General features: G+C 62.9%; 24 protein-coding genes. 5 read left to right on the top strand and 19 right to left on the bottom strand.

The window, feature by feature from the left end; all coding sequences use genetic code 11:
* Positions 1-41: 41 nt before the first annotated feature.
* From ACF8E5_RS01120 to ACF8E5_RS01070, 11 genes are all read right to left on the bottom strand, one after another.
* Positions 42-800 carry a WecB/TagA/CpsF family glycosyltransferase gene (locus ACF8E5_RS01120; protein WP_058639229.1) on the bottom strand — a complete coding sequence of 253 codons (759 nt, stop codon included), beginning with the start codon at positions 798-800 and terminating at the stop codon, positions 42-44.
* On the bottom strand, positions 800-1,987 hold the full coding sequence (locus ACF8E5_RS01115) for a glycosyltransferase family 2 protein (RefSeq protein WP_196125503.1): 1,188 nt from the start codon (positions 1,985-1,987) through the stop codon (positions 800-802). Before ACF8E5_RS01115 ends, ACF8E5_RS01120 begins: the two co-directional genes overlap by 1 nt.
* Complete coding sequence (locus tag ACF8E5_RS01110) at positions 1,984-3,186, bottom strand: glycosyltransferase (protein ID WP_058639227.1); 1,203 nt, start codon at positions 3,184-3,186, stop codon at positions 1,984-1,986. The genes ACF8E5_RS01115 and ACF8E5_RS01110 overlap by 4 nt, the downstream gene beginning before the upstream one ends.
* Before the next feature lie 49 nt (positions 3,187-3,235).
* The gene (locus ACF8E5_RS01105; protein WP_392474782.1) at positions 3,236-4,240 is read right to left on the bottom strand and encodes a DUF535 family protein; all 1,005 of its coding nucleotides are present in this window, start codon (positions 4,238-4,240) and stop codon (positions 3,236-3,238) included.
* A gap of 9 nt (positions 4,241-4,249) precedes the next feature.
* Positions 4,250-5,236, bottom strand: a complete 987-nt coding sequence (locus tag ACF8E5_RS01100) for a glycosyltransferase family 2 protein (RefSeq protein ID WP_392474781.1) — start codon at positions 5,234-5,236, stop codon at positions 4,250-4,252.
* Positions 5,233-5,757: a serine O-acetyltransferase gene (locus ACF8E5_RS01095; protein WP_058639225.1), complete on the bottom strand. Its 525-nt coding sequence runs from the start codon at positions 5,755-5,757 to the stop codon at positions 5,233-5,235. Before ACF8E5_RS01095 ends, ACF8E5_RS01100 begins: the two co-directional genes overlap by 4 nt.
* Before the next feature lie 6 nt (positions 5,758-5,763).
* The gene (locus ACF8E5_RS01090; RefSeq protein WP_392474780.1) at positions 5,764-6,717 is read right to left on the bottom strand and encodes a glycosyltransferase family 2 protein; all 954 of its coding nucleotides are present in this window, start codon (positions 6,715-6,717) and stop codon (positions 5,764-5,766) included.
* A complete protein-coding gene (locus ACF8E5_RS01085; protein WP_197844762.1) occupies positions 6,710-7,327 on the bottom strand; it encodes an acyltransferase in 618 nt (205 codons plus the stop codon). Before ACF8E5_RS01085 ends, ACF8E5_RS01090 begins: the two co-directional genes overlap by 8 nt.
* Before the next feature lie 104 nt (positions 7,328-7,431).
* Complete coding sequence (locus ACF8E5_RS01080) at positions 7,432-8,898, bottom strand: FAD-dependent oxidoreductase (RefSeq protein WP_196186531.1); 1,467 nt, start codon at positions 8,896-8,898, stop codon at positions 7,432-7,434.
* Positions 8,895-9,107: a twin-arginine translocation signal domain-containing protein gene (locus ACF8E5_RS01075; protein ID WP_145254511.1), complete on the bottom strand. Its 213-nt coding sequence runs from the start codon at positions 9,105-9,107 to the stop codon at positions 8,895-8,897. Before ACF8E5_RS01075 ends, ACF8E5_RS01080 begins: the two co-directional genes overlap by 4 nt.
* Positions 9,108-9,147: 40 nt before the next feature.
* Positions 9,148-10,524 carry an oligosaccharide flippase family protein gene (locus ACF8E5_RS01070; protein WP_078478664.1) on the bottom strand — a complete coding sequence of 459 codons (1,377 nt, stop codon included), beginning with the start codon at positions 10,522-10,524 and terminating at the stop codon, positions 9,148-9,150.
* Positions 10,525-10,619: 95 nt separating this feature from the next.
* Here ACF8E5_RS01070 and ACF8E5_RS01065 point away from each other — a divergent pair, with 95 nt between their 5' ends.
* The 3 genes from ACF8E5_RS01065 to galE all read left to right on the top strand — a co-directional run bounded on the left by ACF8E5_RS01065 (position 10,620) and on the right by galE (position 15,833).
* A complete protein-coding gene (locus ACF8E5_RS01065) occupies positions 10,620-12,155 on the top strand; it encodes an O-antigen ligase family protein (protein ID WP_392474779.1) in 1,536 nt (511 codons plus the stop codon).
* Entirely contained in the window at positions 12,152-14,749 is a 2,598-nt protein-coding gene (locus ACF8E5_RS01060) for a cellulase family glycosylhydrolase (protein WP_392474778.1), read from the top strand. Before ACF8E5_RS01065 ends, ACF8E5_RS01060 begins: the two co-directional genes overlap by 4 nt.
* Before the next feature lie 106 nt (positions 14,750-14,855).
* A complete protein-coding gene (gene galE, locus ACF8E5_RS01055) occupies positions 14,856-15,833 on the top strand; it encodes a UDP-glucose 4-epimerase GalE (protein WP_392474823.1) in 978 nt (325 codons plus the stop codon).
* A gap of 40 nt (positions 15,834-15,873) precedes the next feature.
* On the opposite strand, the gene ACF8E5_RS01050 is transcribed toward galE, so the two are convergent.
* From ACF8E5_RS01050 to ACF8E5_RS01015, 8 genes are all read right to left on the bottom strand, one after another.
* On the bottom strand, positions 15,874-16,680 hold the full coding sequence (locus ACF8E5_RS01050) for a CpsD/CapB family tyrosine-protein kinase (RefSeq protein WP_196186533.1): 807 nt from the start codon (positions 16,678-16,680) through the stop codon (positions 15,874-15,876).
* 10 nt (positions 16,681-16,690) lie between these two features.
* Positions 16,691-18,253, bottom strand: coding sequence for a Wzz/FepE/Etk N-terminal domain-containing protein (locus ACF8E5_RS01045; RefSeq protein WP_196125498.1), 1,563 nt, complete (start codon positions 18,251-18,253; stop codon positions 16,691-16,693).
* A 19-nt stretch (positions 18,254-18,272) separates the two neighbouring features.
* A complete protein-coding gene (locus ACF8E5_RS01040) occupies positions 18,273-19,388 on the bottom strand; it encodes a hypothetical protein (protein ID WP_058639216.1) in 1,116 nt (371 codons plus the stop codon).
* A 25-nt stretch (positions 19,389-19,413) separates the two neighbouring features.
* On the bottom strand, positions 19,414-19,971 hold the full coding sequence (locus ACF8E5_RS01035) for a polysaccharide biosynthesis/export family protein (RefSeq protein WP_058604644.1): 558 nt from the start codon (positions 19,969-19,971) through the stop codon (positions 19,414-19,416).
* Positions 19,972-20,199: 228 nt separating this feature from the next.
* Entirely contained in the window at positions 20,200-20,376 is a 177-nt protein-coding gene (gene eppA, locus ACF8E5_RS01030; protein ID WP_193755012.1) for an EPS-associated small membrane protein EppA, read from the bottom strand.
* Between the two features lie 321 nt (positions 20,377-20,697).
* Positions 20,698-22,116, bottom strand: a complete 1,419-nt coding sequence (locus ACF8E5_RS01025) for a short-chain fatty acid transporter (RefSeq protein WP_058639215.1) — start codon at positions 22,114-22,116, stop codon at positions 20,698-20,700.
* 152 nt (positions 22,117-22,268) lie between these two features.
* The gene (locus ACF8E5_RS01020) at positions 22,269-22,925 is read right to left on the bottom strand and encodes a CoA transferase subunit B (protein ID WP_023535443.1); all 657 of its coding nucleotides are present in this window, start codon (positions 22,923-22,925) and stop codon (positions 22,269-22,271) included.
* 33 nt (positions 22,926-22,958) lie between these two features.
* Complete coding sequence (locus ACF8E5_RS01015; RefSeq protein ID WP_058604647.1) at positions 22,959-23,657, bottom strand: CoA transferase subunit A; 699 nt, start codon at positions 23,655-23,657, stop codon at positions 22,959-22,961.
* 141 nt (positions 23,658-23,798) lie between these two features.
* Between ACF8E5_RS01015 and ACF8E5_RS01010 the strand changes: the two genes are divergently transcribed.
* Both ACF8E5_RS01010 and ACF8E5_RS01005 read left to right on the top strand, forming a co-directional pair.
* Complete coding sequence (locus ACF8E5_RS01010; protein ID WP_058604648.1) at positions 23,799-24,704, top strand: LysR family transcriptional regulator; 906 nt, start codon at positions 23,799-23,801, stop codon at positions 24,702-24,704.
* Positions 24,692-25,513 carry an aldo/keto reductase gene (locus ACF8E5_RS01005; RefSeq protein ID WP_392474776.1) on the top strand — a complete coding sequence of 274 codons (822 nt, stop codon included), beginning with the start codon at positions 24,692-24,694 and terminating at the stop codon, positions 25,511-25,513. The genes ACF8E5_RS01010 and ACF8E5_RS01005 overlap by 13 nt, the downstream gene beginning before the upstream one ends.
* The last annotated feature ends 2 nt before the right edge of the window (positions 25,514-25,515 follow it).

Below are 25,515 nucleotides of genomic sequence, written 5' to 3'. Positions count from 1 at the left end.
TCCTTGGCTGCGCGGTAACTTCGCGCGACCGCGCCATGTCGTCAGCCGCCAGGATGCAGCGCTCGCCCTGCCCGGGCGAACCGCCGGGCGCGTAACAGGAACAGCGGGTTGCCCACCACGTAGCGCATGAACAGCCGCCGGGGCTCGCACAGCAAGCGGTACAGCCACTCTGCACCCAGCCGCCTGACCCAGGCCGGTGCGCGATGGACCTTGCCGCCCATGAAGTCCAACACGGCGCCGCCGCAAACGATCGTGCACACAAGGCCCGTGCCTTTGAGCGCAGCCGCCACGGCCTCCTGCTTGGGCATGCCCATGCCTAGCAGGATCAGATCCGGCCGATGCTCGGTCGCCAGGTGCAGGTACGTCGACACGTCGGCGAAGCCGTCATGCACCGAAACCGGCGTGACGCCATAGGTGGCAACGCAGCACTGAACAGCCTGCCCCAGATAAGGCTGGCGGGTGCCCCAGAAGGCCACGCGGCGGCCTGCGTAGGCGTGCACCAGCCGAGGAATGAAATCCGTCCCGTTCATGTTCAACCCTGGCGCCAACCCGAGCTGACGGTACAGCATCGCCATGCCCGAGCCATCGCGCAGCAGCACATCGGCGCCCAGCAGCGCTTCGCCATAGGCGTCATCGCGAACGACCAGATTCATGGCATGGGCATTGACGAAGCCCAGCACGGTCGGGGCTACAGGGGCAGCCAAGGCGTGCAGCAGGCGCTCAGCAGCCTCGCTATCCTCGACCACCTGCAGCTGGTCGATCACCGCGTGCCACCGTGCTGGCCACTGCTTTGCAGCCATCAATCGTCCTCCCGGCGGGAGCGCACCCACTCCACCTGGCGCTTGATCAGGAAGCCCACGTACACCGGCACCTTGCGCAAGGCGTAGAACGGCGCATACAGCAGCACCGAGAACGGGATCACGTCGCGGCAGAATCGGGCCCAGGCCAGCAGCACGGCAAGCGCCAGTAGCAGCAACGCACTCAGGGCCATCCAGGCAGGTGTCGCCACGCCTGTCACGGCGTAGGCCACCCAGGTAAGGGCGTTGAGCCCCAGCAACATCAGGACCAGCAGGGCCAGCGGAGGCACCAGCACGTCCAGCGTCAAACCGGCCAAGGCCACGTTGCGCTGGCTGAAGGCAGCCCAGGCGCGACGGGGCGCATCGGCCAGCATCAGCCCCAGGTGCCCGTGCTCCCAACGCGTGCGCTGGCTGTTAAGGCCTTGCTCACTGGTCGGGAACTGACTGGTGACCAGCGCCTGCGGGCAGAACAACGGCGGCGTGCCCCGCTGGCAGAGGTCAAGGCCCAATTTCACGTCTTCGACCAGATGCCCGTTGGCCAGGTCCACGGCGGCCAAGTCCTGCCACGGGAACGCCATGCCCGAGCCCATGAGCTGGCAGGGCAAGCCCACCCGTGCCCAGCCACGGGGCCGGACCAGGTTCTTGACCCGCCAGGCGAACTCGGCCACCTGCACCTTGAGACCGGCACCTGCCGGCGCCTTCATGAGGTACAGCGCCTGCACCGGCCGGCCGCTCTGCGCGCAGCGAAGGGCCAGTTGTTCGAGCGCCCCTTGCTCAGCACGGCAATCGGCATCGACGATGATCACCACCTGGGGCGGGTCGGCGGCCAGGTGACGCATACCGAAGTCCAGCGCATAGCCTTTACCCCGGCGCAAGGCATCCTGACGCACAACCACTTCAGCACCGCCCTCCTCGGCCCGTCGCGCTGTGTCGTCGCTGCAGTTGTCGGCCACGACCAGCAGGCGGTCACCGGCTTGCAGTTGCGGCACCAGGCTCGCGAGCGTGGCGGCGATGATGCTGGCCTCGTCATGGGCCGGGACCAGCACGGCAACCTGCGGGCGCGCCCGGGCAGCGACGGGTTGCGCACGAGCGGGAAGGTAGGCCAGCAACACCTGCCCCAGCAGCACCAGCACCGGAACCGAGACTAGGAGCGCCAGCCCCCCCAGTAAGAACGTCAATACAGTGATCATGCCGTTGCCTTGAAATACTCGGCCAGCCGGGCCGCCTCAGTGTCCACATCATGCCGCTCCAACACCCGCGCATGGCCGGCTGCGCCCATCCGCTGCAGCGTCTCGACCGGCTGCCGGAGGCAGTCAGCCATGGCTTCGGTCAATTGTTCGACGTCCCCCGCTGGCACCAGCCAGCCGTTCTCGCCAGGGCGCACCAGTTCGGGGATACCTGCCACATAGGTGCTCAGCACAGGACGACGCAGCGCCATGGCCTCCATCAAGACCACGGGCAACCCTTCGGCGAAGCTGGGCAGCACCAAGGCACGCGCCGCAAGCATGTGCTCGCGCACCTGCTCACTGCCGATCCAGCCGGTGATGCACACCTGTTGCTGCAAGCCATGATGGGCGATCAACCGCTCTATCTCGCCGCGCATCTCGCCATCACCGGCCAGCACCAGTTCGAAGGCGATGGAACGCGCCGCCAGCCGGGACGCGGCCTCCAGCAGCAGTAACTGGCCTTTCTGCTCGCACAGGCGGCCCACGCAAACCAGTCTCGGGGCCTGGGGTATCGCCACGCTGGGCACCTCATGAAACGCGCGTTCCAGACCGCAATGCACCACCTTGACCTTCGGCCAGTTGGCGTGGGCCACCCAGCGATATAGCTGGCTGCGTCCGTAGGCACTGACAGCCGCTACGAACGCTGCACGGTCGACCTTGTCGCCCAGGTGCAGGAACTGCGGCTTGTCGAACTCCTCCGGTCCGTGGACGGTGAAACTGAACGGCGGCCCACCCAGTGCGTGGACAAGCATGACGACTTCAGCGGAGTTGGTGCCAAAGTGGGCATGAACGTGGGAGGCCCCGCTTTGCTGCAGCCAGAGCAGTACCTGGCAGGCTTCAGCCAGGTATACCAGGTGATACGGCCAGGCGCGGTCCGCCCTGTATCCCATGCGCAAGGCCAGGCTCAGGGTTTGGCAGAAACGCCGTGGTTGTGCCCGCAGCACGCGCCAGAGCGGTTTGAGCAAACCCGCCAGCCCATGCTGCAGCACATACACCGTTTTGGCTTTCTCGCAGACATCCTCAGGGTCCTGCAACTGGGCGTCCCATCCGCGCAGGGCAATGCGCTGAACCGTAATGCCCAGGCGTTCAATCGCCAGGATTTCGCGCCGTATGAAACTGTGACTCACCTTCGGGTACTGATTGACGAAGTAAGCAATACGCATACGAATCCAGATCCAAACCCGCTTGATGACACACCACGCCCGACAAGCCTTATGTACGGCCTTCTGTCAGGGGCGGAGCGTCCACTGCCGATGCATGCCCAGCGCATGCATCCCCTTGTAGTTCTTGTAGTTCATGGTTGCCGGCAGCGCCTGCCAAAGCCTTGTGCATGCGCGTGAAAACACTGTCGAGCAAAGCTTGCCGGCGGCGGTACATCGCCCGTTTCTTGGCGGGAATGTCCGATTCGGCGCGCTGTGCAGCCTCCAGGGGTAGCTCGAAAAAACCGTTGCAGGGTGCCGGCTGGCCGCCGTGCTCCTGCCAGATAGCATCGTAGTCGGCCGCCAGTTCACGGCCGGTATCGGCGCCAAAATAGGGATGACGGTGGTGCCTGAAGCCGTCGCTGACGGCCAGTATGCGATCGACCGAGAGCGAGCGCGCCAGGCACTTGAGCGCTTCGAGCACCAGGCTGCGCGGGCGCAGGCCTTCGAAATGCTTGGTCAGGTCGCGGTAGATGCCCAAGGACGTTTCACTGTCGATACCTTTGTGGATGCCTTGCACGGCGCCGATGAAAAGCGTCAACCTGTTCCCGTCGTTACACAGGGTGAAGGCCAGTGACGCGACCCGCAGGTCGCCCTGAAACAGGTTCAGGACCAACTCGCCTTCGCGCTTGAACCAGATCGGCCGGTCCAGCACTAGGCTGCAGGCCGGTGAATGGTCCCCCAAATCGCACAACACGCGGCGCTCATCGCGGCTCGTGATCAGTAGCACCGGCGCTTTAGCAGTCACCACTTCGAAATGCGAGGCAACGGCATCGAGCCGTTGGGCCACGTTCCAGCCGCTGCTGATGTAGGGCCATTGCACCATGCCCAGCGCGTCGTCCCCTACGCGCTGCCGCCACTGGGGGCCCAGTGCAGTCCTCATGCGCCCCATGAAGCGCTCGAGCGCGTGGCGATGGCTCACCATCAGCACGGCCAGCGCGCACTTGCTCTTCAAGGCTCGCGGGGTGAAACCGGGTTGCAACGTCGATAAGCTGCTCACGAGGCGGACAAGCATCATGGGGTCATCTCACTTGTACTCGATCAGCGCTGATTTGCCGGGCAACAGCCGCTGGCGCCAGAATTTCAGTTGCCCCACTGCCTCTGGGAACTTGCCCAGGACCAGAAACAAGGCCTGCAACCTGCGTTGCCGGGGCGCCAGGCCGCCGCGCCTGGCCAACCGCAGGACTTGCAGTGGGTACAGCAGCAAGAGCGCCAGTCCCCCTACCCCGAACACCAGGCATGCCGCCAGTGTCAGCAGCGGGATCCCCAGCCCCCAGACCCAGGCACGGCGGGACTCACGCACCCAGTGCCGCTCGGGTGCAGCACCATGCAACCAGGCGCCTTCGGCATAGGCGTAGCCGGCGCGCATGCTGCGTCGCCACCATTGGCCGAAGCGCGTCATGGCTGCATCGTGCAGGGTCATTTCGGCGTCCAGGCGCCATATTTTCCAGCCCGCGGCTCGCAAACGTACACACAGCTCCGGCTCCTCGCCGGCAATCAGCCCCGCCCGGAAGCCGCCTACGCTGGCGAATGCCTGGGCACGCATCAATGCGTCACCGCCACAGGCCTCGGCTTGGCCAACCGGGGTGTCCCACTCCAGGTCGCACAACTGGTTGTAGACGCTATGCTGGGCAAAGCGCTCACGCCGCCGCCCGCAAACAACCGCAACCTCTGCGTGCTGTTGCAAGAAGGCGTGGGCAGTGGGCAGCCACTGGGCGTCGATCTCGCAGTCGCCATCAACGAACTGCACCATGTCCAGACCAGGCTGCAACTGGTGCAGCCTGGCGAAGCCTTCGTTGCGCGCGCGGGCGGCAGTGAATGGGATACACAAGTCCAGGGCCAGGACGTGTACACCCAACTGATGCGCGAGCTGAACCGAGCCATCGGTGGAGCCGGAATCCACGTACACCACCGTATCGACACGGGTCACCAGCGCGCGCAGGCAGCGCGCCAGGCGCTGGCCTTCGTTGCGGCCAATCACCACGACGCCAATGCTCTCCAGGTGTGCGCTCACGGCATCACCTGCGTCGCAGGGCTGCGCCTGGGCTTGACCACCGCCGGCACGCCCACGGCAATGCTGTTGTCCGGCACATCGACCAGCACGACGGCATTGGCGCCAATCACCACATTGTTGCCAATGCGTATGTCGCCCAGAATCTTGGCGCCGGTACCAATGTCCACATTGTTACCGAACACGGGCGCCACAGGCCGATCGACCTGCTTGAGCCCCACCACCACGCCGTTGCGAATGCGACAGTCGTCACCGAACCGGGCGTAGCCGCTGACGATGATGCCGCCGAAGTGATCGATGACGAAATTGCGACCCACCAACGCCTCGCAAGGCAGTTCGACCCCGGTCAGGATCTGTACCAGTTTGAACAACACCTTGTAGACCAGCGAACAGAGCTTGCGCAGTGGCGCAGGCTTTACGCCATAGCGCCAGCGGCCGAACCGGTAGACCAACATCACCCAGAACCCCTGGGCTCCCCAGTCGCCACCGTGGGCCCGCAGATCGGCACGAATATTCTCGAACATGGCGCGCTACCTTGTCGGCTGGGTGGCGTAGCGGGTTTTGAACAGCAATGCCCACGTGGTGCGGCTGTGCAGCCAGCAGGCCTTCAAGGCCTCCGGCCCGCGCCGCTTGATCATTGCCTTGAGCGCCAGTATCACGTCACCCAGGCTCACCAGCCCCATATGCAGGGCAAGGCCCGCGCGGCCGTGGTGCTTGCGAAAGTACAGCAGCTCGCTTTCGATCTGATACGTGGAGATCTGTCGGCTCGCGGCTTCGAGCTGGGCCACCGACTTGGAGCTCTCGCCGCCGATATGCACCACCGTGGTGTGCGGGTAAAACACCACCTTCCAGCCCGCGGCCTTGACGCGCTTGCAGTGGTCGACCTCTTCGTAATACAGAAAGAAACGGGGGTCGAACAGCCCCACCTGGTCAAGGACTTCGCGGCGCACCAGGTAGAAACATCCAGGCAGCCAATCGCATTCGCGCACCGAGCCATGGTCCCAGCTCATGTCGTCGACGCGCTGTACGCCGGGGACGAAGCGTTCGAGCCCGGTGCGGGCGAGAAACACGTTGAGCGGCGTCGGAAAATACCGGCAGCTCGGTTGCAGGCTGCCATCGCGACCTTCGAGCCGAACACCGAGCACGCCACATTCCGGATGCGCCTGCATGTAGTCCAGCGTTTTGTGCAGCGCGTCCTGGGCGATGAAAGCATCAGTGTTGAGCAGCAGGGCGTACTGGCCTTGCAGGTGCGCCAGCAACTGGTTGTTGGCACGACCAAACCCTACGTTCTTCGGGTTGCTAAGCACCACTGCCTGAGGGCAGACCTGGGTCAGGCGTGCAAGTGAGTCATCGGCCGAGGCGTTGTCCACCACCAGGTAGCGCGCCAGATGCTCACTGTCGGCGCTGCGCAAGGCATCGAACATGGGCTGCAGCAAACCGGCCGTGTTGAAATTGACCACCATCACATCCACCGGCTTAGCCATTGTCGCTGTCCCCGAAGAAGTACTGGCGCCGCTGGGCCATCAGCATGGGCTCCACCTGCGGGTCGAAGGCGCCCTTGCGCTGCTTGACGATGTCGATCCAGGGATAGGCTTCGCAGCGGGCTTCCACCCGTTTGATCAGCGCGTCGGTGGTGCAGATGAAGGCCGCGGGGTTACCCCCGTAGACGGTGCCAGGCGGCACGTCCTTGGTCACCACGGCCCCGGCGGCCACGACGGAGTCCGGGCCGATGGTCACGCGCGGCATGATGATTGCGCCGTGACCGATGAAACAGTTGTCCTTGATGTCGATGAAGCCGACCGAGTCCAGGTGCTTGCCGAAGCGGTGCTCGATCAGTAGCACGACGCCGTCATGGCCGATGAGGGTGCAATCGGACAAGCCCACGCTGTTGCCGATGCGCACCAGCGATGGATCGGTCACGTTGCAACCCTGGTTGATGTAGACGTTGGTGCCCACGGAGTGAAAACCGCCCCAGCGGGCCAGGTAGGTGCCCCATTCCAGCCCCGCAGGGTTGCACATCTTCTTGTACAAACCGCGCGCCCGTCCCGTGCGGTGGGCATACTGCATTACGGCTCTGCGTATCCATCCCATCATGCTGCCTGGCCTCGCAATCGATGCAACCTGAGTTATCCCTGGGCGCCGCCGGTCTCATTCTTGTGTGTGCTGACCGCCGCACCCCTTTTCCTAAAGCGGGTGGATCACGCCGCGGCGCTCCTCTGGGCGCTCATGCGGGCATCGAGGTGTTCGGCCAGGCGCACGGCGAATTGCAACAGTGGCATGGTCGGGTTGGAGGCACCGCCGGTGGCGAAGATGCTGCTGCCGGCTGCATACAGGTTGTCGGTGCCGAACACCTTGCAGTCGCGGTCCACCACGCCATGACGGGCGTCGGCGGCCATGCGCGTGGTGCCCATGTGGTGGGCGTGCGGCGACAGCCTGAGCGGTACCGAGGTGTCGTAGACGAAGTCGTTGAGTTTGACGAACCCCAGGTTCTGCTTGGCCCACTGGGTCGCAAGCTCGGTGCCGATGCACTTGATCGTGTGCCGGTCCTGCTCGTCGAGTACCCAGTTGACGTTGACCTTGGCCACGCCCAGTGCATCCTTCTCGTCGAGCAAGGAGATCCGGCTGTGCAGGCTTGGGAACTGTTCGATCATGGTGCTGATGATGCCGTCGCCTGGGCAGCTGAAGCTGGCGACGAAGGCCACCTTGCTGGCCACGCCCATGTCACAGGCCAAGGTTTCCAAAAAGTACTTGACCTCGGCGGTACGGCCGTAGGTTTGCACATCGGCCAGCAGGGCCGCGCGCACATTGCCCTTGCCGATCTTGAAATGCTCGATGAAGGCGTCGGTGGTGTAGTACTCGCGCGGATCGGGATCAAGCCCCGACTTGAGGATGAACGTGCCCATGTCGATGTTCAGGTGCTCCATGAAACACCGGCCTACCAAGCCGTCCTTGCTGATCACCCCGGCCGCTGCCAGGGAGGTGCTGTTGAGCAGTTGCCGCGCGTTCTCGATGGCGCCTGCGGCGAGGATGAAATGCCGCGCGACCTGACGCTGGCGGTTGCCGGCGTAGTCTGACAGCAGCACCGCTGCCAGCCGACCAGAGGCGGGGTCGAATTCCAGGTCTACGCAGTTGCAATTGATGAACACGTCCAGCCCTGGGGTTTGTTCCAGGGCGGTGGCGTACTTTTGGGCAAATCGGGTTGGGGTACTGAGCAGGAAGCGGTCCGGTTCGAACTCGTCGCCGTCCAGGCCCGTGTTGATGGCGTGAAAGTCCGCACCGGCGGGCAAATCGACGATGTCCATGGCGGCGGGCAGGTAGCGCGCGATTTCGGCGTAGGCAATGGGCCAGCCTGGCAGGTCGCCTGGCGGAGCGATGGAAAAATCGGACGGGGTAAAGGGTCGGCAGCGGCCTGCCCAATGGTTTGAAGTACCGCCCAGGTAACGCAGCCGGGTCTGCTCGGCATACAGTTGCAGCCCACTGGAGGTGCAGGCGTACAGCTCCTGAGAGCGAGGTGCATAGTCATGGCCACCCCCCTCTGCCAGCAGCACGCTCCAGCCAGCCGCCGCCAGGCGCAACCCAAGCGTGATGCCGGCCGGGCCGGCGCCGATGATGCACACGTCGTAGCTGTCGCGCAGCGTCTTGTGTTCCTGAAAATCGGTGATCATGCCGACGGGCTCTTGAAATACTGGGACGGCAATACCCAGCCATTGATGACCACGAACGCCTCGCTGGTGTCAGCGGTGTGCCGTGGCAGCGTTTGGCCGGCGACCGCCGTCATCGGACCCAGCACGGCGCCTGTCGCCCCTACCACCGCGCACCCCTTGAGAAACCTCCTGCGACCTACCTGTGACGCGCACACGCTCTGCTTGCCCATGATCACCTGGCCATCCTCACAAAATTCCGACAGGTAGCGCTCAGATCCACTCGAACAACGCGGTCAGCCCAGCCCCGCACAGCGCCCCGGCCACAAGGGCCGGCAACACTGCAAGCTCGCGCTTGAGGCTGAACATACCCAGTTTGCTGTTCACGTAAACGATCAACACCAGTGTGGGCAGCGTGTGCAGGGCAACGCCCCAGATCGCCCAGTCCACCCCACCGAAATACAGCAGTACCGGCAGCAACCCCCACAACGACACCAGGCGGATGATGTTGTCCATGGCCTGGTACTTGGTCAGCCCCAAGGCGATCCAGACCTGATGGGCCAATGTATAGCGCAATGTGAAGAAGGACAGCGAGAGAATTGCGAGCATCGGCCCTGCTTCACGGTACCGCTCGTCGTACATCCAGCCAATCAGCAGCGGGCTGGCGGTCAGAAACCCCCCGCAGGTGAACAGCACCAGCAGGTCCACCAACAGCCGGAAACGGTGATACAGGGCCACCAGACGTTCGCGATCGTCAGCACGCGCTGCCTCGCTGAACGCTGGCAGCGCCACGGCGCCGACCACCTTCATAATGGCCATCTGCACCGCACCGAGGATCAACACGGCGATGGAGTACACCCCCAGCTGCGCCGCCGTCATGCTGGCACCGAACCAGATACGGTCACCATACATGGCCAGCACCCCGACCATCGAAGACAGCAGGATCCAGCGCCCGAACACGATCAGCTCGTTCAGGGCGGCGCGGTCCCAGTGCAGGCGGTTGCCAGGGCCTTCCAGCGCAGTGTGGCCCAGTACCGTCCAGGCCAGGGCAGAGACCAGGCCAGCGCTGACCAGCGCCCAGATGGAATGGGTCAGGTAGCCCACCACAAGCATTACCAGCAGACCCGCGACTTGGGACGCCAGGTCGACCAGCACCACGCGCTTTTGTTGGAAGGTTCGCACTGCCACGTCTATCTTGGTGGACTGAAAACCCCAGATCACGGCAGACAGGCCGGTGATGGCCAGTACCGCCGGCAACACGGGTGCTGCATACGTCGCGTCCGCAGGCCATAGCTCAGCCACCTGCGCCAGCCACGCGCCCAGGGCCAGAAGCAAGGTCAAGGCGAACAGGATGAAGCCGCGAATGATCTGCACGGTCCAGGCCGTGTTGAGGAAAACGGGGTCGTCACCCCGGTGGCTCTGGATGATGTTCTGGCGCAGGCCCACATCGGAGAGCAAGTGAAGCAGTACCGAAACCGTGGTGGCGATGACCATGACCCCGAACATCTCCGGGACCAGGATACGCGCCATGATCAGGTTGCCGCCCAGGCGCATCAGTTGGGAAGCCACTTGCGAGACCAGGTTCCATGAACCCGCCCGCAAGGCCCGCGAGCGCAGGCTCGGGGTGGCTGACACCTCAATCGACGGCATGGGTTCAATCTCTGACTGAATGGCTAAAAGTCACTATAGTTTCAATTAGCCATGATGCTAGCCGTGGCCCACCGAAAGGAAGGTGTAAATAGCTGATGCCTGAACATTTTCGCGCGTTGATCGTCATCCTGTTCCTGGCCAGCGTGGTATTCGTGCTGGCTCGGCGTCCTGCCACCGACCTGATCCCGCTGCGCGATTTCAAGCGCCGGCGCAACCTGTGGTTTTTGCTGACGGTACTGGCGTTCGTCTCCCACAGCTTCTGGCTGTACCTGGCGGCAGGCGGGCTTATCCTGTACCTGGCCGGGCGCCGTGAGCATAACCCCATGGCGCTGTTCTACCTGCTGCTGTTCCTGATCCCACCGGCGGCGGCGCAGGTACCGGGGTTCGGCGTGGTCAACTACCTGGTCGACCTCAACCACATCCGCCTGTTGACGCTGTGCGTGCTGCTACCGGCCGCACTGACCCTGCGTCGGCAGCCGGACACGCTGCGCTTCGGCCGCACCTGGCCAGATCGCCTGCTGGCAGCGAGCCTGGTGTTGATGAGTGTGCTCTACTTGCGCGAAACCACGCCCACCGACACCCTGCGCCAGACGCTGTACCTGTATGTCGATGTGTTCCTGCCCTACTACGTGGCCAGCCGTGGGTTGCGCCAGGTCAGCGACTTCAAGGACGCCATGCTGGCCTTCGTGCTGGTCGGTTTCCTGCTGGCGTTGATCGGGGTCGCCGAGTACGTACGCCACTGGTTGCTGTACAGCGCCCTGATCGACGCCATGGGTGTGCCCTGGAGCCTGTCAGGCTACCTGAGCCGCGGCGGGGCCCTGCGGGCCAGCGTTACCACGGGCCAGGCCATCGTGCTGGGTTATGTGATGAGCGTCGCCATTGGTCTGTTCCTGTTCGTGCAAGGTTACCTGCGCCGTCCGTTGCACCGCTGGATGGGCGCGTTGTTGCTGGCTGCCGGTCTGTTCGCGCCGCTCTCACGCGGGCCCTGGATCGGCGCTGCGGTGATCGTGGTGGTGTTCGTGGCACTGGGCAGGGGTGCCGTGCGGCGCCTGGCCCTGCTGGCTACGGCGGGGGTGCTCGCACTGCCGCTGCTGGGCGTGATACCCGGTGGCGATAAAGTGCTGGACCTGCTGCCGTTCATTGGCAACCTTGAAAAAGAGAACATTACCTACCGCGAGCGGCTCATGGACAATGCCTGGATCGTCATTCAGCGCAATCCGTTGTTCGGCTCGTTCGATTTTCGCAACACGCCCGAAATGCAGTCGATGATCCAGGGAGAAGGCATCATCGATATCGTCAATTCCTACATCAATTTGGCCCTGCACGTCGGCTTGGTCGGGCTTGGATTGTTCGTGGCCTTTTTTGCCGTGGTGCTGCGCGGCCTCTACAAGGCCATGCGCAGCTTCGACGACAAGGATGACGAACGTCGCCAGCTTGGCCGGGTGTTGCTGGCGACATTGATCGGCATCCTGGTGATCATCTTCACCGTCAGCAGCATCACCTTCATCCCGGTGGTGTACTGGTCCATCGCCGGATTGGCTGTGGCCTACACCCACATGATCCGCCGGCAGCACGCGCTCGCTACGCCCGCTTACGACATCCCCTCTGCGCAACCCAGGAGCCTTTCATGACCCTGTCTGCCATGCGTGCCCTGCTGAGCCTGACCGCCCTGTGCGCCCTGGCCTTGCCCATCAACGTTCAGGCCGAGGCGTGGCAGGTCAGCATCGATGAGCAGAACGGCCTGCCGGTGGTAACACAGGGTGGCGGGCCGGTGATGAGCGCCAAGTTCGACTTCTGGGCGCAGGACTGGAGCTGGACGGGTTTCCAGACGGCCCTGAGCGTCGATGCCCCGGCACGCTACACCTTGCAAGGGCAGAACAAGGCCCTGGATTTCGAGCTCAAGGCAGCAATCACTCAGGTGCAACCGCAAACCCTGGCGTGGGACTTCGACCTTGATGCCCATAGCCGCCAGCGCGATGTGATAGGCGGCGGCATGGTGTTCCAGTTCGACCCGGCGCAGATCGCGGGGGCCATGGGTGCCCCGCAACTGCTGGCCGGTAACCGCGGGTGGTCCTGGGGCGGTGCCGAACAGGGCCGGCGTGTAGAGATGCGTTTCGACCCACCCTTGGCCAAGGTCTACTTCGAGCGCGGCAACCCCTCGGAGCTGCGCGCCTTCTTCTACAAAGACGACATCGCCCCCGGCAAGCAACAGCTCAAGGCCACGCTGAACGTTACGGGGGACATCGCACTGGCGCCCACGCCAACCGAGCGCTTCGGCCTGGTGGACCCAAAGACCTGGCCACTGGACCAGTTGGACTGGCGCACATCACCGGTAGACCTGTCGTTTCTCAATGCGCAGCAAAAACCCGCCGGCAAACACGGCTTCGTCAAGGCGTCTGGTGAACAGTTGGTGTTCGAGGACAGCACGCCCGTGCGGTTCTGGGGCACCAACCTGTCGGCCTACGCCCTGTTCAAGAGCCCTGACGAGGAGATTGTCCAGCAGGCCAAACGCCTGTCGGCGCTGGGCTTCAACCTTGTACGGCTGCACCATCACGACTCGCCCTGGGTGAGCCCCAATGTATTTGGTGACGGTACGCTGGTACGCAACACCCAACGGGTGGACGCCGAGTCCATGCGCAAGCTTGACCTCTGGATCAAGGCGCTGAAGGACGAGGGCATCTACATCTGGCTGGACCTGCACGTGCAACGCGCCCTGACCACCCAGGACGGTATCGATGACTTTGGCGAACTGGCCAAGGGCGAAGCGCGGGTCGACCTGAAGGGCTACGCCTACGTCAACGCCAGCATCCAGCAGGCGATGAAACGCTTTGCTACTCAGTACCTGGGCCATGTAAACCCCCTGACAGGGCTGGCTTACAAAGATGACCCCGCCATCGCGGCTATCCTGCTCACCAACGAGAACGACATCACCCAGCACTACGGCAACGCCCTGCTCCCGGACAAGGACGTGCCCCGCCACAGTCAGCGTTACATGGCCGCTGCCAAGGCGTTCGCCAGCCAGCACGACCTGCCTGCGGAGCTGACCTGGCGGGCCTGGCAGCCTGGCCCCTCCAAGCTGTTTCTCAACGACCTCGAGGAGCGCTTCAATGCCGACATGATCGCGCACCTGCGCGCCTTGGGGGTAAGAGTGCCGATCGCCACCACCAGCACCTGGGGAGGCAATGGCCTGAGTGCCCTGCCCGCCCTCACGGTGGGTGATGTCATCGATGCCCACAGCTACGGTGCCAGCGGCCAGCTGGAGAAGAACCCGCTGACCAGTGATGGTTTGATCGACTGGCTGGCCGCCGCCCAGCTCGTGGGCAAGCCGTTGACGGTCAGCGAATGGAACGCCGAGCCATTCCCGTTGCCTGACCGGCACTCCCTGCCGCTGTATATCGCCGGCACCGCCAGCCACCAGGGTTGGGACGCCATGCTGCAGTACGCCTACAGTCAACAGGCGTTCAACCCCGGCTGGCGCACGGCAGACAACTGGCATGCCTACAATGATCCGGCCTTGCTAGCCACCCTGCCGGCTGCGGCGCTGATGTATCGGCGCGGGGACGTTCAACCCGCCAGTACCCACTACGTATTCGCGCCCAGCACCGATACCTTGTTCAATCAGCAGGTCACCCCGCGTACTTCGGCGCTGCTGCGCACGGCGGTTGGTCTGGGCCAGCTGCAGATCGCCTTGCCTGCCACGCCCGAGTTGCCCTGGCTCAAACCTGCTGCCATCGCTGACGGAGCTACCGTGCTGCACGATCCTGCCCAGGCGTTGCTGCCGGCAGACGCGACTGAGTCGGTGAGCGATACCGGCGAGCTCAAGCGCAACTGGCAGTCCGGCCTCTATACCATCGACACCCCGCTCACCCAAGCGGTGACGGGCTGGCTGGGCGGGCGCACGATCACGTTGGCTGATGTCCAGGTGCAGGCGAGCACGCCCTACGCCAGTGTCGCCGTGCAAAGCCTCGACGGGGTCGTGCTAGGCCAGTCGCGCAGCATGCTGGTGTCCCTGGGCACGCGAGCGGTGCCCCAGCCTGAGCAAAACACGCGCTTTCATGTCGAGCCGCTCAAGGCCGAGCTGAGCATCAAGGCGCCTGCTGGGTTGAAACTGTTCGCCCGCGATGCCCAGGCGCAGCTCAAACCCCTGCCCGCCAGCTACCGAGATGGGCGTTATCACATCATCCTGGACGGCACCTACATGTCCAATTGGCTGTTCTTGAAATAGGGCAGATGGCCATCTACGCTCAGGGCACCTGTTAGCCGAGCATCCCGCCTGCATGTTCCAGGGACGGTTCACGGTGTCTGTCGACAGCGGCTTCGTGGAGGTGTGGATGAGGTACCTGGTGGTGGGGGGCTCGGGCTACATTGGCTCGCACATGGTCGGCTATCTGTTGGCTGCCGGGCATTCAGTGGTTGTAGCGGACCTGGTATCGCCAGGGCCGGGCATTCAGTGGGCCCGATTGGATATCGCCGATGAAGCTGCGCTAAACGTGCTGTTCGGCATGTGCACGTTCGACGCGGTGTTTCATTTTGCCTCATTCATCCAGGTGGGCGAATCGGTCAGCGCACCGGGCAAGTATTACCAGAACAACGTCGCCGCTACCCTGTCGCTGCTGCAGGCGATGGTCAACGCAGGTATCAAGTGCCTGATTTTCTCCTCCACGGCGGCTGTGTACGGGGATCCGCAGTACGTGCCCATCGACGAGGCCCATCCCAAGTCGCCGATCAACCCGTATGGGCTGAGCAAGTGGATGGTGGAACAGATTCTTGAGGACTTCGATCGGGCCTATGGGCTCAAGTCGGTGTGCCTGCGCTATTTCAATGCCGCAGGCGCCGACCCGGCCGGGTTGCTCGGCGAGCGCCATGAGCCGGAGACACACCTGATCCCGCTCATCCTCCAGGCCGCCTCGGGCCGGCGCGAGGCAGTCACGCTGTTCGGCCGGGACTACCCCACCCCCGACGGCACGTGCATCCGCGATTACGTCCATGTGACTGATCTGGCCTGCGCCCATGCACTGGCCGTGGACTACCTGCTCGAAGGCGGTGAGCGTGCAGTGTTCAACCTGGGCAATGGCCAGGGGTTCTCGGTGCAGGAGGTCATTGATGCGGCCAGGACCGTGACGGGCCGCCCCATCACCGTGCTGGATGCACCGCGCCGCGCAGGCGACCCGCCTCGACTGGTGGCCGATGCCAGCAAGGCCATGCAGGTGCTGGGTTGGCGGCCTGTGCACGCGGAGCTGGAAGTGATCGTGGCCCACGCCTGGCAATGGGAGCGGCAGTACCCGTGGCCTGCGATGTCGTGGCGTTGAGCGTCTGGCAGGGGCTGCGTGGTGACGCCCCTGAACGCGCTCAGTAGTAGGGCTGCGGTTTTTCGTCGGCCTTGTTCAGGACGGTGCCAATCAGGTTCGCCGTGCCCAGATGGTGCAGGCAGTCCTCGATCTCTTTTTTGGTGTTCATGCCGTTGGCCACCACCAACAGCACGCAGTCGAACGTGGGCAGCACGGTGATCGCATCGTCGGAGCTGAGCAGCGGTGGCAAGTCGAAGATGCAGATACGCGAGGCATAGCGATTGCGCAGGTCGCTGACCAGGTGGGTGACCTTGGGTGAGCACAATACTTCGGTCGACATGGGGACCGGCACCCGCGTCGGTAGTACGACGAAGCGAGGCAATGTCGGGTTCACCAGGCAATCCTGCAATGGCGCCTGGTCATCGAGAAACTCGTTCAACGAGCAGTCCATGGGTAACCCCAGGCTGCTGCCGACGCGGGGGCGCCGCAGGTCGAAATCCACCAGCAAGGCCGTGCGGGTGGTGTAGTGGGCAATGCTCATGGCCAGGTTGATAGCCAGTACCGTCTTGCCCGCTTCGGGGGTGGGGGAAGTAATGGCCAGGGTACGCCAGCCATTTTCCTCCATGGTCCTGAGCACCTGGGTACGCAGCAGGTCAATGGGCCCGTTCATGCTTGAGTTCTTGTTGTAGGCAACGATGCGATGACGTTCCAAGTGGTCGGCCTTGAGCGCCACCACTTTGGTATTGACGTAGTCGAACTGCCCCGGGACTTCGGCAAGCGCGGTGCCCGGTGCCGGGGTCACGGCCTGGGGCGTACCTGGAGTGACCGGGTCAAGGGTATTGCCATAAGCCGGTGTATTCCTGTCCATCACTGCTTTCCTATGCAAACCTGGAGGTGAGCTTGAGCAACAGCACATCCAGCGGCATGTAGAAGAGGTGTACCAGCCCTACCAGGATAGCCACCAGACACAACGCTGCCAGAATCAGGCCGTTGCGCCAGCGCTTGCGCCTGGCCACGTCGGCGCGGGTGTCGATGTAAGGCAGCGCCACCAGCACGCGCCTGCCCAGCAGGTTTTCGAGGGCGCCCACGCCCCGCACCCGCTGGTTGAGCATCTCCAGCAACATGACCAGCGCCCCACCACCTGCCGGCGCCAGCACCAGCCCCAGTGCCGCGATTTTCTTGCGATTGGGCTTGATAGGCTTTTCGGGCATCAAGGGCGGTTCGAGCAGTACGAAACGCTCGGCCTTGTTTTCCTGCTCGAGGCTCTCGGTAATCTTGGCGCCCATTTCCTTGGCCCGGATTTCCTCGTATTTCTTGCGCGCGTTGTCATGGTCGCGCATCAGCGTCACCAGGCCGCGCTCGACCTGCGGCGCTTCGAGAATCTCGGCTTCGTACCCTTCCATCTTGCGGGTCAATTCGCGCTTCTGCTCGGCCAGCGAGGCAATGCGCACCTGTGCGGCGCTCATCTTGGCCCTTACGCGTGCCGCATCCAGGCTCACCGTCGAGGCCACGCTACCGGTCTGGCCACTGGCCTCCAGCGCTTGAATCTTGCGTTTGACCGCGGCCACGTCGGGGTGCGCTTCCTTGTAGCGGGTCAACAAGCGGGCGTATTCGGCCTTCAGGCTGGCCAGGTCCTGAGGCTGATCCGCGCCCGCTGGACGCGCGCCCTCCCCGGTTTTGGTACCAAGGCCGGCATTGGCGGCGGACAGCTCAAGCTCCAGGTAACGCAGTTCCTCCTGGGCCGCCTTGTAGTCGCGATCTACCTCGCGGAACTCGAGTTCTGCCCGCGAAAGCATGTTCATGCGCAGCGTCTGATGCTCAGGCAACGCGTTGGCATGGGCCTGCTTGAAGTCGGCCAACTGGTTCTCCAGGCTGGCCAGTTCTGCCCCCAGCTTGTTCGCCTCCTGGGTCAGAAACTCGGTGGTCTCGTTGGCCCGCTCCGTGCGCTGCTTGAGGTTTTCGTTGAGAAACAGTGTCACCAGTTCATCGGCGACTTCTTTGGCCAGCTCTGGTTGACGATGTTCGAAGGACACGTTGAAGGCCACCGTCGCCTCGCCGCGCCCACGTACGAAAGTGGTCAACGTCTGGACCGCGATGGCGTTGCGCATCTGGTCGATCTTGTCGCTTTCGCTCAAGCGCTTGTCGGCAAACAGACCGTACTTGTCGATGATGCGCAGTAGGTTTTCCCGCGTCATCACCCGCTGGCGAATAACTTCGATGCGCTCGTCGGCAAAGCTGGTGGTGTTGGTCGACACCAGTTCGGGTGAGATCTGCTGGGACTCCACCAGGATCGTGCCGGTGGACTGGTAGATCGGTGGCACCATCAACGCCACGGCGACGGTGGCGGCCAGGATGACGGCTGCGCTGACCCCCAACACCACGGCCCGGTCCTTGATAATGGCGATGTAATCTCTTAGGGAGAGCTCGTAATCGGACTTCATGGGGCCACCTGCAAGCGGTTCAGATGTCGGGATAGCGGTATGTCAGGGTCAAGCCAACGATCGTGGCGGTCGCATCGCCGTCAAGGTCCTGCTTGCGCTCCTTGTAGGTCAGCGCCAGGCGCACGTCCCAATAGGGGGACAATTGGCGGCTGGCCCAGAGGCTGTAGATCTGCAAGGTATTGGGTATCTGGCCCTTACTGTCCTGCCAGGCGGCGTCGGCGCCTACCCGGGTCAACGGGTCGAGGGCATAGCTCCAGACCCCACGCACCTGATCGAGCTGGGCGAAGCCGCCTTGGGCACTGGCCACGGTGCTGCGCTCGACCGTCAGGCTGGCATCGCTGCGTGCCCCGGTGTACAGCAGCGCCACGCCGCCCTCCCCGCGCCGGCCCCCTTGGCTGCCCGACACCTTGTTGACGCCCAGGTGTGCATCGGCGCTCAGTGACTCGGAGAACTGGTACTTGATGCCCACCGCCGGGCTGTAGCTGTTGGAGGCCGTGGCGGTCAGGTCGTCATCGGGTTCATAACGCCGAGCACCGAAGCGGGTATAAACGTCGGCGCGCTCGCTCCAGGCATAAGTCCAGGTCAGGGTATTGGCCAGCTCGTCGTAGCCAGTGAGGCTGTTGATATCGTAACGGGCGCGGTTATAGGTCGTTTCGTTGCTCAGGGTACTGCGTTCGGTGATCGCCTGGCGCCAGTTACCCGTCAAGGTGTACAGCTTCTGCGTGCCATCGGTGGTGACTACGCCCGTATCGAGTACGGTCCCCGACAGCGTCGAGGTTTCGTTGTAGCGTGCCAGGAGCCCGAACTGCCCTCGTTCGGTGGTGCGTTGCCAGCCCAAGCTGATGTCCGGGTCTTCGCGGTCATCGACGACGTTGGTGTCGGATGAGCGCAGAATGTCCAGGCCCAGACCCAACCGGAGTTCATCTGGGCCGAAACTGCCGATCAGGGTGTAGTCAGGTGCGATCAGGGTACGTGTCACCCCTTTCTCGCCCGACGATAGCAACAGCGGGTTGCTGTCGTGTTCGACCGAAGTCGGTACCACCATCGTCGACTGCCAGGTAGCGGCCTGGGTTGAGTGCGCAAGCGGCAAGACCACAATTGCCGCGGCAATGCGTGTTGTTCTTGGAAGAGGCATCAAGTCTACTTATTAAAAGGCATGATCAAGGAACGACCAGTGTGTCACCGGCCTGAAGTTGGAAATTTGTAGACATGTCGCGGCCCGTCACCAGGTCCTTGTATCGCACGGGCAAGATTCGTTGGGACGTGCCGGTGCCACGCACGACCATTATTTCGCTTTCATCGGCAAACTTGTCCAACCCACCCGACATGCTCAACGCCTGCAGCACGGCCGTGGGGCCTGACATTTGCACAGGGCCGGGCTTTATGACCTTGCCTTGGACATACACCAAGTTGCCCGCGTTACTCTTGACCACCACGCTGACGTTCGGGTCGGGCAGGAACTTTTCAAGTTTGCTGGCCACTTGTTTTTCAACCGAGGCCACATCCAGCCCTGCAACATCTATGCGGCCCGCCAGTGGGAACGTGATGCTGCCATCGGGGAGCACGGTTGCCTCCTGCTTGAGGCTGTCCTCCTGCCAGACCGAGACCATCACCACATCGCCGGGATTGAGGCGATAGGCCGATTCCGAGGGCGCGGCAGCGCACTGACCCGACCACATTGCAACAAGGCCAACGACGGCGAACAATGAACGCACCATGAGGGTCCCTCCGGCCAAATGGCCCGACTAGAGCACTGAAGAGAACAACACACCAACTCTCGCTCCACTTCGCAGTTACCACCGCAAGCGCCACGCTCTGCCGGCCGCTAGGCGGCACGTCGAACCCTGTTGACCAGACTTCGAGAGGGTAATGGCAATATAGCAACGCTTGACGAATTCACAAGCCAACTCAAGCGGTCTTACCTGAGTGACTGTAACAGCGGTCTTTCAAATCTTTCTTCGATTGGCCACGGCGACAAAACCCACGACTGCAAATGCGAAGAACCAACCCGCGGTTGCAACAGGAATGATACTGCTCTGGTTGATATACGAATCAGCCGCGCGGGCGGCACCGCTTAGCAGCACCAACAAAAAGAACGATTTCACAATCAGAGTCGTGCGCATACGCCGTCCTTTTAACCAGGATAATCAATGAGTAAGTGGCGCGATGATGCGGGGTGTGTTGCGGTATTGACTTGAGCTTATGGGCACTCTGACATTACGTCAATGAACCGACACCATAATAAATCTCAATGGGCTTAGTCCAAACAAGTCAAAAAAACGTCGCTTGAGTTGTGCAGGTGGTGGGAATATGGCTTGGTGAATTCAAGGGGGTGGGAGCCTGTTGCTATTCGCGCGCCAAGGGGCGGCTTAGAGAAAGCACCTTGACCGCAGCCCTGCACCTCACCCTAAAGCAAGACGCAGTGCTGTGGTCATCAGCAGCCGCTACGGCATGACCGGTGGCGTGTATTGCAGCGTGGTGCCCAAGGCCCACAGCAGGAACAGCACCAGGGGGACGTGCACGAGCAGCTGCACGAAGGAAAACCCGATCAGGTCGCGCGCCTTCAGGCCAAGCACCCCTAACAACGGCAACATGTAGAACGGGTTGATCAGGTTGGGCAACGCTTCGGCTGCGTTGTAGATCTGCACGGCCCAGCCGAGGTGGTACTGCAGGTCGTTGGCCACCAGCATCACGTAGGGCGCCTCGATGATCCACTTGCCGCCGCCTGACGGGATGAAGAAGCCCAGTACTGCCGAATAAACACCCATCAACAGGGCATAGGTATCGTGGGTGGCAATTTGGGTGAAGAACAGCGAGATGTGATGGGCAAGCGTCTGTTCGTCGACCCCTTTGACCTGGGTGAGGATCGCGGCAATGGAGCCGTACAACGGGAACTGGATCAGCACGCCGGTGGTGGTGGGCACGGCACGGGCCACCGCGTCGAGGAAGCTGCGCGGCCGCCAGTGCAGCAGTGCGCCGAGCATGATGAACAGCAGGTTGTAGGTGTTCAGGCCGGAGATGGCCGTAATGGCGGGTTTACTCGCGAACTCCTGATACAGCCAGCCTGCGGCGAGTGCAACGAGCAACAAAATCAGCACTGGGCTGTGCTCCAGCCACTCGCCGGGGCGTGTACGCGCCGGTGCCGGCGGGGCGCTGAAGCTTGGGTCCACGCCACAGGCCTCGGCGCTGCGCGCGCTGTTGGGACCCGGCGCCGTGGCATAGGCGATGACCAGCGATACCACGACCAATGCCGCCAACATCACGCCTGACTGCCACAGGAAGATGGTTTCGGTGAATGGAATGACGCCGGTGATCGACAGGATCGAGGGCGGAAGGCTGGCCGGATTGGCCTGCAACTGAGCCGCCGAAGAGGACAGCCCCAGCGCCCAAACGGCACCCAATCCCAGGTAGGCCGCCGCACCGGCAGCCCTGTAGTCCATCTTGAGGTCGGTACGACGCGCCAACGCGCGCACCAGCAGACCACCGAAGACCAGGGACAAGCCCCAGTTGAGCAGTGACGCCAGCATCGAGATCAGGGCTACCCACGCAACGGCCGAGCGACCGTTGCGCGGAATGCGGGCCAAACGATCGATCAACCGCGCGGCAGGCGGCGAACTGGCGACCACATAGCCGCCGATGACCACGAATGCCATTTGCATGGTGAACGGAATCAGGCTCCAGAATCCATCCCCGAAGGCCTTGGCGGTGTCCAGGGGCTTGGCGCCCATGGCCAACGCGCCCAGGCACACCAGCAGCACTGCCAAGGCGGCGAATACCCAGGAGTCGGGGAACCAGCGCTCGGCCCAGTTGGAACAGCGCAGGGCAAAGCGTGCAGAGCGGCTGTCTTGTAGTTCAGCGGCCACGGAAGCGTCCTTTTATTGGTTTTATAGGTAGATGAAAGGCCGCGCATAAACGCGCGAACCCTGCGCCAACCAACCCGCCCGCCAGGTACCGTGGTGAAGGCGGCAACCTGGACGAGCGGGTTCGTCGCAGCAGGGTGAGATTGCATGTGGGGTTAGAAGGTCATTTCCTTCACATCATCGGCCACGATGAGCTTGCCGGCCGTCTTGGCGACGATTTCTTCGACGCTCACACCGGGCGCGGTTTCGCGCAGGATGAATGCACCGTCCTCAATCTCAAGGTAAGCCAGGTCGGTGAGCACCTTGCGGATGCAACCCGCGCCGGTCAACGGCAGGCTGCACTGGGGCAGCAGCTTGGACTCTCCGTCCTTGGAGGCGTGGGTCATGGTGACGATGATGTTTTCCGCACCGGCCACAAGGTCCATGGCGCCCCCCATGCCCTTGACCAGCTTGCCCGGGATCATCCAGGAAGCGATGTTGCCCTGCACGTCCACTTCGAAGGCACCGAGCACGGTCAGGTCGACGTGACCGCCGCGGATCATGGCGAACGACTGCGCCGAGTCGAAGATCGAGGCGCCAATGCGGGCGGTGACAGTCTGTTTGCCCGCGTTGATCATGTCAGCATCAAGGGTCGCTTCGGTGGGGAATTCCCCCATGCCCAACAGGCCGTTTTCGGACTGGAGCATCACGTCCATGTCGGCCGGCACATAATTGGCGACCAAGGTGGGAATACCGATACCCAAGTTGACGTAGTAGCCGTCCTTGAGTTCACGTGCAACGCGTTGGGCCATCTGTTCGCGGGTCAGTGCCATGGTCAGGATCTCTTTGTTGTTCTGTAGGGGCGCTCAGGCCTTGACGGTGCGTTTTTCGATGCGCTTCTCGAAGGTGCCGACGATGACGCGGTCCACGAAGATGCCTGGGGTATGGATTTCACTGGGCAGCAGCACGCCAGGCTCGACGATTTCCTCGACTTCGACCACGGTGATCTTGCCGGCTGTGGCGGCCAGAGGGTTGAAATTCTGGGCAGTGTTGCGATAGATCACGTTGCCGTAATGGTCAGCCTTCCAGCCTTTGACGATGGCAAAGTCCCCGGTGATGGCTTCTTCGAGGATGTACTTGCGACCATTGAATTCCCGCACTTCCTTACCCTCGGCGACCGGGGTGCCATAACCGGTGGCAGTGAAGAATGCAGGAATGCCCGCTCCGCCAGCGCGCATTTTTTCGGCCAGGGTGCCCTGGGGCGTGAGCTCGACCTCAAGCTCCCCGCTAAGCAGCTGGCGCTCGAATTCGGCGTTTTCCCCCACGTAGGAAGCGACCATCTTGCGAATCTGGTGGTCTTCGAGCAGCACGCCAAGCCCGAAGCCATCGACGCCGCAGTTGTTGGAGACCACGGTCAGGCCCTTGACGCCGCGACGCTTGATCTCGGCGATCAGGTTTTCAGGTATGCCGCACAGGCCGAACCCCCCGGCCAATACCGTCATGCCGTCGGTCAGCCCTTCCAGGGCCTGTTCGTACGTAGCTACGCGTTTGTCCAATCCGGCCATGCTGGTTCGCCTTTTGTAGTTGTTGAGCCGACGGGGCGTCGGTAAGCGTGTGGGGGTATCTTCTCCCCTGTTCACTGATTTGTTAATTTTGTTTTTATGATCGATTGATAAGCACTTCAAATCAAAGCATAGGCGATTCCCATGAATGTGAAGCAACTGCGCGCCTTCGTCGCCGTGGCCAAGTTCCAGAGCTTTGCCCAGGCCGGCGAGCACCTGCACATCTCACAGCCCGCACTGAGTCTGACCATCAAGGCGCTGGAGGAGAACCTGGGCGGTGCCCTGCTCAGCCGCACCACACGTAGCGTCAGCCTGACGGCAGAAGGCGAGGTACTGCTGCCGCTGGCCCGTCGCCTGCTGGCTGACTGGGACGACACCGAGGAAATGCTGCGCCAGCGCTTCACCCTGCAACTGGGCCGGGTGGCCATTGCGGCAATGCCCTCCTTTGCCGGCAACCTGTTACCAGGGGCCCTCAAGCTTTTTCGTCAGTGCTACCCCAAGGTCAACGTGACCGTGCACGACGTCATCAATGAACAGGTACAGGAACTGGTCAGGCATCGGCGCGTCGAACTGGGCATCGGCTTTGAGCCAGACAATGTCGAGGGCTTGCACTTTCACCCGCTGTACCTCGACCGGTTCGTTGCAGTCGTGCCGGCTGACTCGCCCTTGGCCCGGCTTGCGCAAATCAGTTGGGCGCAGCTTCTTGCCGAGGATTTCGTGGCGCTGCAGCGTCCTTCTGCCGTGCGCCTGTTGCTTGAGCAGAACGTGGCGGTGCAGCACGGCAAACTGGCTGTGGCTTTCGAAAGCCATCAGCTTGCAACCGTTGGCCGCATGGTCGCGAGCGGTCTAGGCGTCAGCGCGGTACCGGCGCTGTGCATTACCCAGATGCAGGAGCTGGGGGCCCGCTGTATCCCCCTGGTCGAGCCTGCCGTCGAACGGCGCATTGGCGTGATAGCCCTGCGCGAGCACACATTGTCCACGGCAGCCCAGGCGCTGCTGGATGTTCTACTGAACAATACCCACCCACCGGAGGTAACATGCGTGACGTGAAATTGGCAGGCGCCAACGTGCCGAGCATCGGCCAAGGTACGTGGTACATGGGCGAACACCCGAGCCGTCGGGCGGCCGAAGTCGCCGCCTTGCAACAAGGCATCGACCTGGGCATGCGCCTGATCGACACCGCCGAGATGTATGCCGAGGGTGGCGCGGAACAAGTGGTGGGCCAGGCCATCGCCGGGCGTCGGGACGAGGTATTTCTGGTGAGCAAGGTGTACCCGCACAACGCCAGCCAGCACGGCACGCAGGCCGCCTGCGAGCGCAGCCTCAAGCGCCTGGGTACCGACTGCATCGATCTGTACCTGCTGCACTGGCGCGGCCAGTACCCGTTGCACGAAACCGTGGACGCTTTCGAGCGGCTGCGCGAGGCTGGCAAGATCAAGCATTGGGGCGTGTCCAACTTCGACGTGGATGACCTTCGCGAATTGGACAACGCCGATTGTGCCACCAACCAGGTGCTCTACAACCCTGCGCAACGAGGGATCGAATTCGACCTGCTGCCCTGGTCGGTGCGGCATGGATTGCCCATCATGGCCTATTGCCCCCTGGCCCAGGCAGGGCGTTTGCTGCAACACCCCGTGCTCAAGCAAATCGCCAACGACCATGGTGCTACCCCGGCCCAGGTCTGCCTGGCCTGGGTCACGCGCCACAACGGCGTCATCGCCATTCCAAAAGCCGTGACGCCCGAGCATGTCAGGCTCAATGCCGCGGCAACGCGTTTGAACTTGACCGCCGATGACCTGAACACCATCGACCAGGCATTCGAGGCCCCTACCCGCAAGCAGCGCCTGGCGATGGTGTAAGC

The organism is Pseudomonas sp. WSY_20 (genome assembly GCF_043104335.1).
Classification (GTDB): domain Bacteria; phylum Pseudomonadota; class Gammaproteobacteria; order Pseudomonadales; family Pseudomonadaceae; genus Aquipseudomonas; species Aquipseudomonas parafulva_B.
This window is presented reverse-complemented; position numbering and strand designations above follow the sequence as displayed.

Bases quoted from the DNA above. Each gene is read 5' to 3' on its own strand.
- ACF8E5_RS01020 (WP_023535443.1), bottom strand. From the start codon at position 22,925: ATGGCACTGACCCGCGAACAGATGGCCCAACGCGTTGCACGTGAACTC.
- ACF8E5_RS01015 (WP_058604647.1), bottom strand. From the start codon at position 23,657: ATGGCCGGATTGGACAAACGCGTAGCTACGTACGAACAGGCCCTGGAA.
- ACF8E5_RS01070 (WP_078478664.1), bottom strand. From the start codon at position 10,524: ATGCCGTCGATTGAGGTGTCAGCCACCCCGAGCCTGCGCTCGCGGGCC.
- ACF8E5_RS01115 (WP_196125503.1), bottom strand. From the start codon at position 1,987: ATGATCACTGTATTGACGTTCTTACTGGGGGGGCTGGCGCTCCTAGTC.
- ACF8E5_RS01105 (WP_392474782.1), bottom strand. From the start codon at position 4,240: ATGATGCTTGTCCGCCTCGTGAGCAGCTTATCGACGTTGCAACCCGGT.
- ACF8E5_RS01035 (WP_058604644.1), bottom strand. From the start codon at position 19,971: ATGGTGCGTTCATTGTTCGCCGTCGTTGGCCTTGTTGCAATGTGGTCG.
- ACF8E5_RS01080 (WP_196186531.1), bottom strand. From the start codon at position 8,898: ATGATCACCGATTTTCAGGAACACAAGACGCTGCGCGACAGCTACGAC.
- eppA (WP_193755012.1), bottom strand. From the start codon at position 20,376: ATGCGCACGACTCTGATTGTGAAATCGTTCTTTTTGTTGGTGCTGCTA.
- ACF8E5_RS01040 (WP_058639216.1), bottom strand. From the start codon at position 19,388: ATGCCTCTTCCAAGAACAACACGCATTGCCGCGGCAATTGTGGTCTTG.
- ACF8E5_RS01075 (WP_145254511.1), bottom strand. From the start codon at position 9,107: ATGGGCAAGCAGAGCGTGTGCGCGTCACAGGTAGGTCGCAGGAGGTTT.
- ACF8E5_RS01085 (WP_197844762.1), bottom strand. From the start codon at position 7,327: ATGATGGGATGGATACGCAGAGCCGTAATGCAGTATGCCCACCGCACG.
- ACF8E5_RS01050 (WP_196186533.1), bottom strand. From the start codon at position 16,680: ATGGACAGGAATACACCGGCTTATGGCAATACCCTTGACCCGGTCACT.
- ACF8E5_RS01005 (WP_392474776.1), top strand. From the start codon at position 24,692: ATGCGTGACGTGAAATTGGCAGGCGCCAACGTGCCGAGCATCGGCCAA.
- ACF8E5_RS01095 (WP_058639225.1), bottom strand. From the start codon at position 5,757: ATGTTCGAGAATATTCGTGCCGATCTGCGGGCCCACGGTGGCGACTGG.
- ACF8E5_RS01110 (WP_058639227.1), bottom strand. From the start codon at position 3,186: ATGCGTATTGCTTACTTCGTCAATCAGTACCCGAAGGTGAGTCACAGT.
- ACF8E5_RS01065 (WP_392474779.1), top strand. From the start codon at position 10,620: ATGCCTGAACATTTTCGCGCGTTGATCGTCATCCTGTTCCTGGCCAGC.
- ACF8E5_RS01120 (WP_058639229.1), bottom strand. From the start codon at position 800: ATGGCTGCAAAGCAGTGGCCAGCACGGTGGCACGCGGTGATCGACCAG.
- ACF8E5_RS01045 (WP_196125498.1), bottom strand. From the start codon at position 18,253: ATGAAGTCCGATTACGAGCTCTCCCTAAGAGATTACATCGCCATTATC.
- ACF8E5_RS01090 (WP_392474780.1), bottom strand. From the start codon at position 6,717: ATGGCTAAGCCGGTGGATGTGATGGTGGTCAATTTCAACACGGCCGGT.
- galE (WP_392474823.1), top strand. From the start codon at position 14,856: ATGAGGTACCTGGTGGTGGGGGGCTCGGGCTACATTGGCTCGCACATG.
- ACF8E5_RS01010 (WP_058604648.1), top strand. From the start codon at position 23,799: ATGAATGTGAAGCAACTGCGCGCCTTCGTCGCCGTGGCCAAGTTCCAG.
- ACF8E5_RS01060 (WP_392474778.1), top strand. From the start codon at position 12,152: ATGACCCTGTCTGCCATGCGTGCCCTGCTGAGCCTGACCGCCCTGTGC.